This is a genomic window from Pedobacter insulae (assembly GCF_900113525.1).
In the GTDB taxonomy this organism is placed as follows: Bacteria; Bacteroidota; Bacteroidia; order Sphingobacteriales; family Sphingobacteriaceae; genus Pedobacter; species Pedobacter insulae.
In genome coordinates this window covers 308,953-324,983 of sequence record NZ_FOPP01000004.1, presented here as the reverse complement: position 1 = coordinate 324,983, position 16,031 = coordinate 308,953, and the positions used below count along the sequence as shown (strand labels likewise).

Below are 16,031 nucleotides of genomic sequence, written 5' to 3'. Positions count from 1 at the left end.
GAAAAAAGTAAATTCCTCAGTAAATAAACAGGCAATAAATCCTTGACTTTTTAAACAAAGTAAATTGACTTTTTGAACAAAGCGAAGCACTTATTATGACGCTAATTTTGTCTTATAAACTTTTAATAATTAAAAAAATGAGACACAACAATTATCAAGGTGCGTTACAACAACCAAAAGGTTCAGGATTCAACGCAACATCAACAACAAGTGATGTAATCAATGGGATTGACCTTAAAGGTAAAATCGCAATTGTAACAGGTGGAAATGCAGGTATAGGCCTTGAAACCACAATTACACTTGCAAACGCAGGGGCGACAGTAATTGTACCTGCAAGAGACGTTGATAAAGCTAAAAAAAATCTCAACGGTATAAAAAATGTAGAATTAGAAACAATGGATATTATGAATCCAGCCTCTATTGATGTATTTGCTGAAAAATTCCTCGCTTCAAACAGACCTTTGCATTTGCTCATAAATAATGCAGGCATTATGTGGGTTCCTTTACGCAGAGACAGCAGAGGTATTGAATCACAATTGGCAACTAACTATTTAGGTCAATTCCACTTGACAGCAAAATTATTTCCCGCACTTAAAAAAGCAAATGGTGCAAGAGTAATCAATGTATCGTCTCTTGGACACCAAATGGGTACATTCAATTTTGAAGACCCTAACTTCCTTAATAGAGAATACGAAACTTTACAAGCTTACGGTCAATCAAAAACGGCCAGTAATTTATTTTCTCTTGAACTTGACAACCGTGCCAAAGCATTTAACGTTAGGGTTTACTCACTACATCCTGGGTCAATTGCAGGAACTGAATTAGGCAGAGAAGCTTCGTTAGAACTATTTCAACAAATGGGCTTCTTGGATGCTGATGGTAATATGCTTCCGGAAGTGGCAGCAAGATTAAAATCAATTCAACAAGGTGCAGCAACAACAGTATGGTGTGCTACAAGTTCTCTGCTTGATAATGTTGGAGGCGTTTATTGTGAAGATTGTGATATTGCTCAACTGGCCGATGAAAGCAGTGTTGGGTCTTATGGTGTAAAACCTTACTCTTTGGACGAAAGTAGTGCTAAAAGACTATGGGATTTAAGTGAGGATATGACAGGTGTGTCTTTTGAGATTTCTTAAATCAACTTTAATCTTAAATTTTAGAATATGAAAACCAGCGATATGGAAAAATAGATATGCTATTAGTTTATGCAGCTAGTAAAGCACCGCTAAATACTGTTCTGAAATAGCAGCAGTTGAATTAGCTCCAAGAAAAAAATACTGAAAATAAAATGGTTAAAAGTATCCCTTTACTCCGTTTCGGAAAACCACAAGAAGTAGCAAGCTTAATCACATATTTATTAAGTGACGAAGCATTATTCATTACAGGGTCGGAGTATTTAATCGATGGTGGTCAAAGCGTCTAATGAAAAGTGTGCAAAAACCAATAACTTTAGCACGATGGAACATATTTCAAAATACCTGACCAAAGACATCAAGCTTTCCTGTTATCAGGACAAGCTGTTCAAATCGGACTTGATGTTTGATGATCACATGTTGGTATGGTTCATTTCGGGGGAAACAAAGATCATACAGGCCGAATCCACGTTTGATTTTAAAACTGGGGATATTTTCTTGATCCCCAGGAACGAACTGGCCACGATCATCAACTATCCTAAAAACGGCATGCCACATAAAACCGTGGTTATGCATTTATCAACCGAAAGACTAAAAAAATTCTACGAAAAAACTGAGCATAACAAGCATACCCAATCTCAGCACAAGATTTACCGCTTTAGTAACCACCCCTTGCTGAAAAGCTGTCTAGCTTCTCTCATCCCTTATTTTGAATTGGAAACTGAATTTCCAGCAAATCTGGCCAGCCTTAAAATCGAAGAGGCCATCAATATCCTGAGATTGATCGACCCTAGCGTAGACAGCGTCCTCGCTAATTTCGATATTCCTGGCAAGATCGATTTAGTCGATTTCATGCAACGAAATTTTATGTTTAACATGCCAATGGAAAAATTAGGTTATCTGACAGGTCGAAGTTTATCAACATTCAATAGGGACTTCAAAAAAATATTCCAGACAACGCCACAAAAATGGTTGACCAATAAAAGACTGGAACTTGCTTATTATCATCTTTCCGAGAAAAAGAAAAAACCAACCGAGGTCTACCTTGAAGTCGGTTTTGAAGACCTCTCTCATTTTTCCTTTATTTTCAAAAAAAAATATGGAATCTCGCCCAATCAGATTTTGATGAATAGCTAATATCTAATAGAATCTTTAATATGTAACCTAAAACATTGTCGAGCTCTAATATCATTAGTATAGCATCAAGCCATGCTTTTGTATCAGCATCAATAAATACTCCATTTTTTTGTATTGGATATATCGGTTTGCCCAAAACTAAGCCTATTGGATAAAACATATAAAGATTGGCTAAGCTAGGAATCACTTTACCCCCTATTTCCACTTTTCGCCTGCCTAACGGATTGGTTATTTTTCAGATTCAGCTTATAAATCAACGTCATCCTGTAACGTGTTGCATTGGGAATATTGCTTTGTCTGATCACATAATCAGCGCCTATAGTTCTGCTCTCAAATTTTCGAAGTTCAAATATATTGCTCGCATCAAACAATAGTGTAATCCTATCCTTAAGAAAAGTTTTGCTTGCACCTACATCAATGCTATGAATAGCAGTGTTCCGCGTTTGTGCTGTTGCATTTACCCCAATGAAGTTGTAAATCGCTTGAAACGCTAACTTGTTTTTTAACTTAACCTGGGTATTCATTCTCCCTGTGATGGTATTATCTGTGTAGGTAAAGTCTTGTCCATGATAAATCCCGCGCTGTGAATACCGGTATGCGTTAATTTCAGTAGCCATCTGCAACCATTTCACCGGCTTGTATTGCAGCAACAATTCAATACCTTGTCGCGTTTCGTGGTCAATATTAACCGGTAAAGTGATAAACAGGTTATCGCTATTTCGGTAGGTATATTCTTTAATGACATCCCTATTGTTTTGGAAATATACCGATGGGTTGAAAGTAAATGAATTCCAATTCTGCAGAAAGCTCAATTCAAAAACGTCAGCATAAGATGGATTAAGATCTGGATTACCCATAAAGCGAGTCGTTAAATCAGTCAATTCATTAAAAGGATAGATGAGGTTAAGAGAAGGGCGGTTAATCCTTTTGCTATAGCTCCCTTGCAATGTAACACCTTTGCTAAAGTTATAATTGAGGCTAAGCGTAGGAAACAGACGATTGTAATTTTTAGTGCTGGCATATTCACCACCACTTTCTTCAATGCCAATCTGTGTAAGCTCGTTCCTTAAACCTGCTTGATAGCTCAGGCGACCACTTTTACTAGAAAACTCGATATATGCAGTTCCAATCAATTCTTTGTAAATCAATCGATTATCAATCTGATCAATAATATCCCAAAGACCTCCTTGCTCCTGCTCTGCAATGAAATGACTGCGTACGCTGCGGTTGTCCATTTTCAAACCAAATGCAAAACCGGCGTTACTATCTATCGGTAGTGTCAAATCAGTTTGTACAATGAGATCTTTGGTGGCGCCACGAGCTCCCGTTCTCACTATCGGTAATAAGATATTTGTTGGCAAATTGCGCTCCGTACTTAAATTCCAATCTTTATTGCTGTTCCAGAAATCATATTGCATGTCTACAGTTAACTTCTTGCCAGATGTATTAAAATTGCGGGTATAATTAAACTCTACCTGGTTATAATTTCGTTGCTCCCATGATTCGCCATTGCGATTTAGGCTGCTGTCGATAGCCCCATCTTTGTTGGAATAAAGATATCTCAACTGCGTTTTATCATGATCATCAGTAGCATTGCGCAGAAAGGCTGCGGTAACCGTGTTTTTTGCATTGACTTGATAGTCTATACCGAAATAAAGTAATTTACCGTCATCATGACGTTGCTCATCCTGACGCCTGTTTAGCTCACCTGCTTCTAAAGGGTTAAATCTTTGCTGTAACCTGTACAAACCCACATAATCCGTTTTCCTTATTCCATAAGTAGCAAAAAGATCAAGGTTATCGGATTTATAGTTTAGACTGGAATTGAGTCTGGTGTCATTCGGACTTCCGGCAACCGCACGGAGTTGACCGCTAAAACCGGACTTTTTATCTTTCTTTAAAATGATATTAATGATCCCTGCTGAACCTGAGGCATCATATTTGGAAGAAGGATTACTAATTATCTCCACACGCTCCACTCGATCGGCAGGAATCTGCTCCAAAGCATTGCTCTGAGTTAGGCCACTACGTCGACCATCAATAAGTACCAATACACTACTGTTGCCCCTCAAACTGATCCCTCCACCGGGACTCACACTCACAGACGGCACAACATTCAGCAGGTCAGTGATAGAACCCGCCTGTCCAACTATATCCTTCCCTACCTCAAATACTTTTTTTCCAGGCTTAAGACTTAAAGCCGCTCTTTCGCCGATGACAGTGACTTCGCTTAATAGCCTGGCATCTGGTTTTAAGGCGACTGCATTTAGGTTAATAGATTTACTGGAAGTAATCTCAATGGCTTTTGTGAAGGTCTCGAAGCCTGTGAAGCTATAAGTAAGAACAAAACTGCCAGTTGGAATGCCGTCTAACTGGTAAATCCCCTGATCATTTGTAATTGCTGCGGCTATCAGTTTTGCGGATGCATCTTTCAATGTAACGGTAACAGAAGGAAGTGGGCTATTGCCCGGATGCTCTTGTACCATACCTAAAAGTTGTGCACGTTGTGCAAATAAGAGGGTACTAAGAATAAGGATGGCAAGGGTAAGTAAAGTTGTTTTCATACAGCAAGTGTAGCTATTTGAGGTGCATAGGTATTTAAAAAACATGCCAACGGCTCTATAGTCTTTCAAACGGTCGTTGTAAATGTAAAATAGCGTGTATATTTACTTCATGCATCTCCTCGTACTATTATTTACGCTCCTCGGCCAGTTTAGTCTACCTGTGGTTTACAATGAAGAACCGATAACGCTTTATACCACTGGCGACAATCTGGCTTTTGCAGCTAAAAATTTAAATGATAAGACGTGGTCGGAAATTAGAGGGAATACGGCAAACAGGGTTTTCTGGTCACGTACACATTTGAAACTGCATCAGACTGACAGTAGTCAACGCCCATTGGGCTTGCTTATCAATTCTTTCGGTGCATTTGAGGTCTACTGGGATGGCGTGCTGATTGGTAAAAATGGAAAAATTGCGATCAATGGGAAAGAAGAAGAGCCAGGAACTGAAAGTAGTGTTTTCCTGATCCCCGACAGCTTAAGCATTGCAGGCGATCACCTGATTGCGCTCAGGACTACACAAACTGCTCAACCTTCAGCTGATCGTAGAGTAGGTTTCAGGATCTTTAAATATAGCACATTACTCACCATGCCATTGATTGCAATGGCTTATATGAACCTGATGGCCGGTGCTTTCCTTACCGCTGCTGTCTATTATTTCTTTCTATACATCAACAGCAAGCGCAGGCAATTAACGATTTTAATTTTCGCCACCATCTGCCTGCTCTTTTTCCTTTTATTGATTATGGAATACCTAAAATTCCATGTCGTGATTCCCTATCATTATTTTTATACCCGCCTTGAAGTAATCGGCTGGCTCACCTTTGCCATCGCACTGTTGGTGCCGTGGTATTTTGCAATTCATTTTCATCTCGAAAAACGAATGTGGCTTTTTGGGATCTTGTTGCTGATTTTGCTGGTTATTTATGTTTATAATCATGGGCGATATGATTTAACAGCTAGCCTGTATAGTTTAGCTATGTTAATGAGCACTTTCCTCATCGTAGGCAAAGCAATTGTTAGGAAAGAAAAGGGTGGCTTTATTGTCTTTGCCGGATTAGTTATTAGTGGACTCGTAGGAAGGTATATCGTCTATGACTATGGGCTCTTTATAAGCTTTACAGTGATTGTACTTTGTATGCTTTATCTCCATTCCATACGGGCGAGTGAGCTGGAACAAGAACACCAGGAAGCACTGGCCCTTTCATCAAGACTTCAACTGGAATTATTGAAGAAGAATATTCAGCCTCATTATTTAAGAAATACTTTAACATCAATGATGGATTGGGTAGAGGAATCGCCTAAAGATGGCGCCCGTTTTATCCAGGAATTGGCTGCTGAATTTGGTGTAATGAATGATATTGCTGAGCAGACTTTGATTCCGATTACCCAGGAAATCGAGCTTTGTAAACGGCATTTAGCCGTGATGGAATTCCGTAAAGAGATTAACTTTCAATGGGAAGATTCGGGGATAGATGAAAGCGAAATGATTCCACCAGCTATCCTTCATACGATTTTAGAAAACGGCATCACCCATAGTATTCCCTTGTCTGGGAACGGCATCACCTTTCGACTGACTTATATCAAAAGACCGACGATGAGACAATATCTTTTTGAAACCCTTGCCAGAAACCGCCCCATCTCGGAGAATAGACATGGAGGCACGGGCTTTAAATATATTCAAGCAAGGCTGCTGGAGAGTTACGGGCAAAAATGGACCTTTCATTCTGCCGCTACAGCTACAGGTTGGTTAACCACCATTAATATTTTAAATTAAATGAAGATATTAATCATTGAGGATGAGGCCAGAATTGCCCGTCGACTGCAGCGCATGACGGCAGAGTTTTTCGGAAGTAAAGCACATGAAATCACGGTCTGTGATTCCCTGCAAAAAGGGATCCAATACGTGGCCTCCAAACCGCTGAACCTGCTGCTTCTTGACCTGAACCTGAATGGGGATGATGGGTTTCAAGTGTTGGAGCGCATGGTTGCGTGTTCTTTTCATACCATTATTGTTTCTGCCTATACGGATAAAGCCATCACCGCTTTTGCTTATGGGGTTATTGATTTCGTTCCTAAGCCATTTGATGAGGACCGATTGTTCCAGGCACTAAAAAGATGCATCACGCCTTCGATTAAACCTGAGGAAGGGATTAAATACCTGTCTATTAAAAAAGCGGGACAACTGCGTTTGGTGGGTATCGCTGAGCTGAATTACATCAAAGGCGCAGGCATTTATACAGAGCTTCACTTGAAGAACGGTGAGAAGGAATTGCATGATAAGTCTTTGGAACACTTACAACAATTGCTTCCAGCAAATTTTGAACGCATCCACAAATCATACCTGGTGAACCTGGAATTGTCGGATAAGGTACTGGTGAGCCCCGGGTCAAAGTATGGCCTTTTGCTGAAAAGTGGCGAAACCTTGCCTATAGGACGTTCAAAATATAAGGAGCTTAAAAGTAAAATTATTTAAAAACTGACTGATTCTATTACATCCGAAATATGAAAGTGATAGTTGGCAGAGAGCTTCTATATTTTGCTTTCGAGTCTTATTTATTTTCAATAGCAGGAACAGTAAGGCTTCGCGTGAAACCAGGGGTGCCGGCAACCATGATCAGAATGCTACCATTGGTTTCATCGGCAGTATCGATATATAGCTGTCCTTCCCTGCCGATTCCGAATTGTATTTTTGCGGAAGACGTCTTCCAGTAAAACGGCGGGACGCCCTTCATGGAAAAATCGTGCCTAGCCCTGAAGTAGCCCTTCTTCAGACTGCCTTTCATTATCTCTGTCTTTAAGGAGACATCCCCATGATATAATGTCGCCACAAGATTCTTTCCATCAACCATCTTCAGTTTGATATGCGTGGCTCGTTCGACATCAAGAGAGTCTTTTCCTTCAGAATTCTTAAAATACTGCCATACCACCGTTGAAATTATCGTGTCCTTCCGAGATTTAGAGGTGACTGTACGATTGACGCTGACTGGATACTTTCCTATTTCCATTGGTGCCATCAGGGAGACAAGGTCTTCACGTTGTGGCGTTTTGAGGCTCACGCAGGAGGCAGACATCCCCATAAATATAACAGCAGCCAGTTTGGATGCCATGTTGGAAATCATACCCATTTTTTTATTTTCTAGGATTTCCTTCCTGTTGTCCTTACCTGAAAGGATGGAACGCCCGATGGCCATGTAGTATGGAATTGCAACATATTTTATCATAAGGTTGTATTTCTTTAAGGAAGCCTCTCCTGTCAAACTCCAGATTCCGGAGAATTATTTCCACTTTTTCCTTTCTGGTTTTTTTGTGTTAGGCAAAACAATTTTCGTGCCCATTAGTGTTATGGCATGCCCCTGCAAGCTGGTGCATACTAATGAACTTGAACTAACTAATTCACCGTCCATTCACAGCTATCTACTAATGCTTTGCCTTTTATTTCTGCTTTAACTACAATTTTGTTGAGACCTGGTGCCAATTTTACCTTTTCCCAAAGGATGGTATTTAGGTCGTTCTTAGCTTTTTTACCAATTAATTTATCATTAATCCATAATTGCGCATTTGCAGCATTGCTAAAAACTTTAACGGTAGTTATTGTTTTGGTACGATTGGTATTTCTACGTTCGGCAAGGTACAGTATTGGCTCAGGGTTCCAGTTGGCTTTATAGAAGTAGAAGGCATCTTTTTTTATAGTGCGATCGTAAGTTACCAGTCCTTTATCATTCATACCATCCTGATCGCCTTCTGTACGGATAGATGACCCAAAATCGGCCAGTACCCATATAAATTTACCCCAAATAAAAGGCCTCTTTTTTAAAGCAGCCCAGTGCGCCTCATGAAAAGCTGTTTGATATTCTTCTGGATGGAATTTTCCTTTCGGTGCTACTTTATCTTGGGTTTCGGTATGTTTAAACGGACTTGCCCCTGCCCCATACTCGCTTATGCTGATTGGTTTTTTGGGTAATGCGGCATGGGTTGCATCGGCCCAATTACCTACATCGCTAAATAAACCCCCATACCAACCAAAATATTGGTTCCAGCCCATTAAATCGGTAAGATTGGTAAAAGTATTTTTCTCTAAATTAGAAGCCAAAGTGGTTAATCGCCCAGGATCTTCATCTTTTGCCAATGCATTTAGCTCTTCAATAAATGGTTGTGGATCATCGTAATCCAATTTCAACTCGTTAAACAATCCCCAAAAACAAACAGACGGATGGTTATAATTCTGCCTAATCATTTCTAAAAGCATGGTTTTTACATTGCTTTCCAAAGTTTTGCTTTTAATGTATCCCGTACCCGTATATCCTCCTGGACCAACAAATGGAATTTCAGACCATACCACAAGACCATTTTTATCACATAAATCATAAAACTGCTTATTGTGTGGATAATGAGTTAACCTTACAGCTGTTGCACCAAGTGTTTTAATCAAATCCATATCGTTAGCTTGGTCGGTATCGGTTAAAGCCGAACCTTTGCCTGCCACATCTTCATGTCTGCCAACACCATACAAATCAAGATATTGACCATTTAAAAAGAAACCTTTATCGGCATCAACCTTAAAATAACGTAAGCCCAGTGGCTGTGTTACCTGGTCTATAATTTCATTATTGTGCAGTAAACTTACTTCTACTGAGTACAGGTAAGGATTTGCTTTTCCATTCCATAAAGTGGGTTGATCAATTGTTAATTGCTGCTTTAAAGATGATGTTGTTGCGGTGCTTAACGCTGTTTTTAAACTGGCAACTTTTCTTTTCTGCTGGTCGTAAACGGTGGTTTGTAGTGATAGTCCTTGGGTGCTTTGAACAGCTAATTTGCTCAAAACTTCTATCGATGCATTTTGTGCAGATACCTGCTCTTGCTGAATGTAAACACCTGATGAGCCGTAATCTAACGGACTAATACAGTTTGCATTAGTTACCAACAAGGATACCTTGCGATGAATGCCGCCATAAATATTAAAATCGCCATGCAAAGGAATTACATCTGTACGATAAGCGTTGCTTACTTGTACGCTAATTGAATTTTCGCCGGGCTTAACCAAATTGGTAATTTCTACACAAAAGCCGGTATAGCCGCCAAAATGCTCGCCTGCAATTTTCTTATTAATAAACACTGTAGCTACGCTATTAACCCCTTCAAAATAAATAAAAAGCCTTTTACCATTCCATTCAGGTTTTATCAATAAAGTGTTTTCGTAAATGGCTGTGGTTCTGCTATAGTTAGCAACACCTTTTAAAGTTTCTCCGGCATTCCACGTATGTGGCAGATTTACGGTTTGTTTGTCAATATTTTGCTCAAAATTATAGGCAAAATAAAATTTCCAGTTGTCGTTTAACGAAAAAGATTGTCGACCATTATCGGCTGAATTTGCCAGTACCTGCTTAAAATTGATGATTATACTTACAAAAAGAAGAAATTGTAAGAAATATTTACGGTTTATCATTCGGAGAAGATTGTTTGTATCGGAAATTAATATGATTTTAATTATTTTAAATTCAATTGTTTTAGTAATACCCAAGGGTACTCTTTAAGATTTTTATCTTTAATTAGCTTTTTTCCTTCGGTAAGGTTTTTAAGCTTTTCTTTACCTAGAATGTTCCCGTCGAAAGTATTTTCATTCCAAGTAATAGCGTTATACTGTTCTTCGCTTTTAGTAAAAATTGCCTGAGCACCGTTATAGTACTGTATGATATTTTTTTCAAACACAATGTGTTTTGGGATAGCATGTTCTACATCTATCAGTTCTATTTTTACCGAATCTTTTGTGTCGTTATAAAATACATTATTGCTTACTAAGGTGCTATCGGTTATAAGCGCAAAATTGAAAAGCCGTTTACGGTTATTTCCATCGTTAATACTTAAATTATTACGAATGATGCTATTTTTGGTCATCATACTTTTGGCGTTAATGGCATCAGAAATAACCAACATAAAACCGCCTTCATTATCGTGACTGTAATTGTTTTGTATAATGGTATTGTTGCAGTTACCATCAATATCAAAAGATTGGCCATCGTTAGACCAGTCTTGATTTTTGGTGTAAGCCACTTCATTATATTGAATAATAGTGTTATCGCTACTGTGGGGCCAAATACCTACAGCATTGTCTTTAGCTCGCGTTCTAATATGAAAAAGTTTATTATGCTCAATCAATGATCCATCAAAAGCTTTAACTACAATACCATCTCCACCAATATCTTCGAGCGTACAATTTCTAATGACTAAGTTTTTATTAGGGAACCAGTTATTACGAAATCCAAAAGTGCCGTTACCGCGTATTCCGTTTCTATCTACACGCACAAGTTTGCAGTTTTCGATAAGTAAATTTTCTATACGGCTAGGCTTAGGTCCTCTACAATCCCAAAATATACCGTGACCTTCTTGACTGCCTTTTCTGTTATCGCCGTTTACATCATGTATATATAAATCCGAAATTTTAATGTTGTAAAGCGTACCAATATCTTCGGCTAAAATGCGTAGTGCTGTTGGACCTGTTTTTTGCTCCTTTATAGTAGTATCATGATTAGAAAGCTCTAAATTTTGTACAGTAATATAGCTTATGTTTTTAAGCAACACCGCATCTTGATATTTACCATTGGCAGCAATATGAGGTAAATTTCCTTTTCCGTAAGCACAAAAAATAATGGATGCCATTTGGTTTCCAGAGCCTTTCGGTACCAGTTGCCCCTGCCAATAACTGCCGCGTTTAAACTGAACTTTATCGCCCGCTTTAAAAAGCTGGCTATTTACTTTATCCAATGTTTTCCAAGCTTTTTTCACACTTTTACCTGAAGCATTATCATTTCCTTTTTGACTATCCACATAATAGGTATCAGCTTCGCTCGTAAACGAAATGAAATTAATTAAGCAAAGCAAAATCAGTAATTTATAGAAGCTCTTTGTTTTCATGGTTTGGTATTTTAATCAAGTCGGGGTATAAACAATACAACACTTAGAGTAAAGATGTGGCTATTGTATAATTTAAAGGGTAGAAAATCTATTTTATATGGGTAGAAAATCCATTTGAACACTTAAGGTAACGTTATTTATTCAATTAAAAACACTTAAAATTGTAATTTTATAGAGATAAAATAAGACTAACCAAATTCCCAAATGATTAACAGAATTATCTTAATAAGCTGGCTCCTTTTACAACAGTTTGGCAGTAATGGACAGTCACCTATTTTCAACCACCTAATGTCTAAAAATGGCTTATCACAAAATTCTATTTTTGCGATAACACAAGATCATACGGGCTTTATGTGGTATGGATCTAGATTTGGATTGAACAGATACGATGGCTTTCAGTTCAGGTTGTATAAAAGTATTGCTACTAATGAACAAACTTTATCAGATGATTATATAACTGCCCTTTATACTGACTCAAAAGGAACATTATGGATCGGCACCGCCAATGGATTAAATAGATATAATGCAAAACAAAATACTTTTGAAAGAATCTTCCTAAACCCACCTCAAAAAAAAGCCGTTTATAATGGCATTAAACACATTTACGAAGATAAAAAAGGTTATTTATGGGTTGCTACCAATTACGGATTGTATGTACTTCTAAACAAAAACAATAATCAATTTAGCGCAACAGTTAATTTAGGGTTAACAGCCAATATAGCTAACGACGAAATTTTAAGCCTTGCCAACGATAGTGATGGTTATATCTGGGCAGGAACAAATAATGGCCTAATTAGATTCTTATTTAACAAGAAAATTTATGGCGTTAAAGTATTTAAAAAAGATAACAAGCTGGGTTGTATCAGCGATAACGCTGTTACCAGTATTGTTGAAGATAAACAGAATCGATTATGGTTTGGCACAGAAAATGGAGGCTTAAATCTTTTCAATAAAATCACCGAAACCTTCACGCATTTTGTGCACATACCCGGTCAAACAAACACTATTGTACATAATGCCATTAGAAAATTAATGGTTGCTAATAATGGAGCTTTATGGGTTGGCACACAAGAAGGCCTTAGTGTTTTAAATATAGATAGTAAAAGCTTTACTAATTATCAGCATAAAAAAACTAACGCTAACAGTTTAAACCAAAATTCTATTTATAGTATTTACGAAGACAGCAATGGCTCTATTTGGATAGGAACCTACTATGGTGGCGTAAATGTAATTTATGCCAACCCCACTAATTTTAAAAACTGGCAATACAACGAAAATATATCTGGCCTTAGCCATAATGTAGTAAGTTCTATTATACAGGCTGATGGTAATAATTTTTGGATTGGCACTGAAGGCGGCGGTTTAAATTATTACGACTGGAACACTAAAAAGTTTAAAGTTTATAATCAACATGGGGAATTAGGCTCTAACTTAATTAAAGTTATTTATAAGGATAAAGATAAAAATGTATGGATTGGAACTCATGGCGGTGGATTAAATATACTAGATAAAAATTCGGGTACATTTAAACGAGTACTATCAGATAAAAACGAATTTAATAGCAGACGAGCAGAAATTGTTGCTATATTAGAAGACAACGATGGCTTATTTTGGGTTGGAAGCCAAACCGGATTAAATCTTTTTAACAGAACTGCTAGCACTTTAACTCCGGTTGCAAACATAAGAGCATTAAAATCGCTCGTGCATAAAAACATTAAAGTACTTTTCGAAGATTCGAATAAAAACATTTGGATAGCCACTACAACCGGGCTTTATCGCTACATAAAAAGCGAACAAAAATTAGTGAAGTTTGATTTACCAAAAGGCAGCAACAGTGTAAGCAATAATTCTAATTATATTAATTGCATACAGGAAGATTCTAGAGGTAATATTTGGATTGGTTTATACTATGGCGGACTTACTCACTTCAATTCACAAACCAACTCATTTAGTACTATTTACACTACAAGAGAAGGCCTATCGAATAATAATGTGTTAGGCATATTAGAAGATACCAAACAATTTCTGTGGATTAGCACCTCTAATGGATTAAACAAATTTGATCCTGATTTAAAGACTTTCCAAAATTATAACATAAGCGACGGTCTGGCAGGCGATGAGTTTAATTATAATTCATCTTTCGTAAACAAAAGTGGTGAAATGTTTTTTGGAGGCTACAATGGCCTTACTTTTTTTTCCCCAAACGAGATTTCTACAAATACCACAAAGGCACCTATTGTTTTTACCAGACTTCGGTTATTTGGTACAGCTGTTAAAATAAATGATGATAATAATTTGTTAAAACAAGACATTGGTAACACAGAAAAGATACTTTTCAAATACGATCAAAACATATTTACCATAGAATTTGCCTTACTTAACTATATTAAATCTACCAAAAATAAGTATGCTTACCGATTAGAAGGCATTAACGACCAATGGATAGAAACCGACATTCCGTCGGCTACCTATACCAATCTTCCGGCAGGTAAATATACTTTATGGGTAAAAGGCGCTAATAATGACGGGATATGGAGTAAAGTCAATCACATTAAAATTGAAATATTACCACCATTTTGGAAAACTTGGTGGGCTTTTTGTATTTATATTTTAATTGTAGCTGCAGTTATCTTCTTCGTAACCCGTTTTTTTTATCTAAGAGAACTCTTGTTAAAAGACGAAGAATTGCACCAAGTTAAGCTTAATTTCTTTACCAACGTATCACACGAAATTAGAACGCACTTAACGTTAATTATGGCTCCTATTGATAAGTTGATGGAAGAACATAAGGGCAACAATGGCATTCACAAACAATTATATCTTATTAAAAGCAATGCCGATCGTTTGTTGCGTTTGGTGAGCGAATTGCTGGATTTTAGAAAAGCCGAAACTAAAAACCTTAAACTGCACATGCAAGGTTATGATATTATAGAATTTCTCGATGATATTTTCAAATCCTTTGAGCATTTAGCGCAACAAAAAAACATTACATTTAATTTTATTCATAACCGCAATCCATTAATTGTTTATTTTGATAAAACGCAATTAGAAAAGGTGTTCTTCAATCTTATTTCAAATGCTTTTAAATTTACATCAAATGGACAAAGCATTACACTTAAGGTAGAAACAACCAAAGAAAAAGTTAACATCAGTATTAGTGATACCGGACGTGGTATTGCGGCAGAGCATTTAGAACAACTGTTTTCAAACTTTTTTCAGGTAGATGATAAACACATCCAAAATACGGGCTATGGTATCGGTTTGGCCTTAACTAAGGCTATTGTAGAACTTCACCATGGACAAATAAATATAGATAGCGAACTTGCTGATAACAATAATCCGGGTTACAGCATTTTTACCGTAAGCCTCTGGCTTGGTACTAAACATTTAAAACCAAAAGAATATCAAACCCAAAGCGAAACTACCGCATTAACACCAATAACACTTAAAGAACCCGTTCAAATTATTAACCCCGCTCCTACTACAAGTGTTGTAAAAGTGGTCAAGCCAAGCGTATTAGTTATTGACGATAACGCTGACATTCGATTAATTATTCAAGAATATCTAGCTGCCAATTATCAGGTATACCTAGCAAAAAATGGCTTAGAAGGCTGGAACAAAGCAATAGATGAAATCCCAGATCTAATAATTAGTGATGTGATGATGCCTCAACTTGATGGGGTAACACTATGTAATAGATTAAAAACCGACGAAAGAACGAGTCATATCCCAGTCATATTATTAACAGCCAAAAGTACCGAAGATGACCAAATTAGTGGGTTAGCAGGGGGTGCCGATGTATATATTTCTAAACCTTTTAGCAACAAAATTTTACAACTCCAAGTGCGCAATTTATTAAATGCCCGTGAGGCTATGCGTAAAAAGTTCAGCAAAACGCTACTATTTGAACCCCAAGCCCCAGTCACGAATTCGCTAGATGAGAAGTTTTTGGCCAAACTCATTAATATTATTGAGAACCATATGGAAGACGAAAATCTGAGTGTAGAAATGCTATCCGAAAAAATCGGTATGAGCCAATCGGTGTTGTATAAAAAGCTAAAGGCACTAACCAATTTATCAATTCACGAGTTTTCGAAATCTGTTAGATTAAAAAAAGCAGCACAATTACTTAAACAAAAACAATACGCCATATACGAAATTGGCTATATGGTAGGTTTCTCCGATCGAAAATATTTTAGCAGAGAGTTTAAAAAACAGTTTGGGCAAACACCAAGCGAATATCTTGGTAATGATAACATAGACGGATAACTCATGCGATGAGGGATGG

9 protein-coding genes and 1 pseudogene are annotated in these 16,031 nt (G+C 37.5%); 6 read left to right on the top strand and 4 right to left on the bottom strand.

The window, feature by feature from the left end; genetic code table 11:
• Positions 1-137: 137 nt before the first annotated feature.
• From BM207_RS08735 to BM207_RS08725, 3 genes and pseudogenes are all read left to right on the top strand, one after another.
• Positions 138-1,136: an SDR family NAD(P)-dependent oxidoreductase gene (locus BM207_RS08735; RefSeq protein ID WP_090993340.1), complete on the top strand. Its 999-nt coding sequence runs from the start codon at positions 138-140 to the stop codon at positions 1,134-1,136.
• Positions 1,137-1,282: 146 nt separating this feature from the next.
• Positions 1,283-1,423, top strand: a pseudogene (locus tag BM207_RS08730) (SDR family oxidoreductase); the annotation flags it as partial.
• Between the two features lie 34 nt (positions 1,424-1,457).
• On the top strand, positions 1,458-2,270 hold the full coding sequence (locus tag BM207_RS08725; RefSeq protein ID WP_090993187.1) for a helix-turn-helix domain-containing protein: 813 nt from the start codon (positions 1,458-1,460) through the stop codon (positions 2,268-2,270).
• 188 nt (positions 2,271-2,458) lie between these two features.
• Here the strand turns inward: BM207_RS08725 and BM207_RS08715 are convergent, their stop codons facing one another.
• The gene (locus BM207_RS08715) at positions 2,459-4,834 is read right to left on the bottom strand and encodes a TonB-dependent receptor (protein WP_090993185.1); all 2,376 of its coding nucleotides are present in this window, start codon (positions 4,832-4,834) and stop codon (positions 2,459-2,461) included.
• Positions 4,835-4,943: 109 nt separating this feature from the next.
• Here BM207_RS08715 and BM207_RS08710 point away from each other — a divergent pair, with 109 nt between their 5' ends.
• Entirely contained in the window at positions 4,944-6,608 is a 1,665-nt protein-coding gene (locus BM207_RS08710) for a histidine kinase (protein WP_090993184.1), read from the top strand.
• Positions 6,609-7,307: a LytR/AlgR family response regulator transcription factor gene (locus BM207_RS08705; protein WP_090993183.1), complete on the top strand. Its 699-nt coding sequence runs from the start codon at positions 6,609-6,611 to the stop codon at positions 7,305-7,307. It begins immediately after the preceding gene.
• A 76-nt stretch (positions 7,308-7,383) separates the two neighbouring features.
• Here the strand turns inward: BM207_RS08705 and BM207_RS08700 are convergent, their stop codons facing one another.
• From BM207_RS08700 to BM207_RS08690, 3 genes are all read right to left on the bottom strand, one after another.
• Positions 7,384-8,055: a hypothetical protein gene (locus tag BM207_RS08700; RefSeq protein ID WP_090993182.1), complete on the bottom strand. Its 672-nt coding sequence runs from the start codon at positions 8,053-8,055 to the stop codon at positions 7,384-7,386.
• A 167-nt stretch (positions 8,056-8,222) separates the two neighbouring features.
• Positions 8,223-10,277 (bottom strand): glycoside hydrolase family 2 protein, encoded by a 2,055-nt coding sequence (locus BM207_RS08695; protein ID WP_090993339.1) that lies wholly within the window; start codon positions 10,275-10,277, stop codon positions 8,223-8,225.
• Positions 10,278-10,318: 41 nt separating this feature from the next.
• Positions 10,319-11,743 carry a right-handed parallel beta-helix repeat-containing protein gene (locus tag BM207_RS08690; RefSeq protein ID WP_090993181.1) on the bottom strand — a complete coding sequence of 475 codons (1,425 nt, stop codon included), beginning with the start codon at positions 11,741-11,743 and terminating at the stop codon, positions 10,319-10,321.
• Positions 11,744-11,947: 204 nt separating this feature from the next.
• On the opposite strand from BM207_RS08690, the gene BM207_RS08685 reads away from it, so the two are divergent.
• On the top strand, positions 11,948-16,012 hold the full coding sequence (locus tag BM207_RS08685) for a hybrid sensor histidine kinase/response regulator transcription factor (RefSeq protein ID WP_090993180.1): 4,065 nt from the start codon (positions 11,948-11,950) through the stop codon (positions 16,010-16,012).
• Positions 16,013-16,031: the final 19 nt, after the last annotated feature.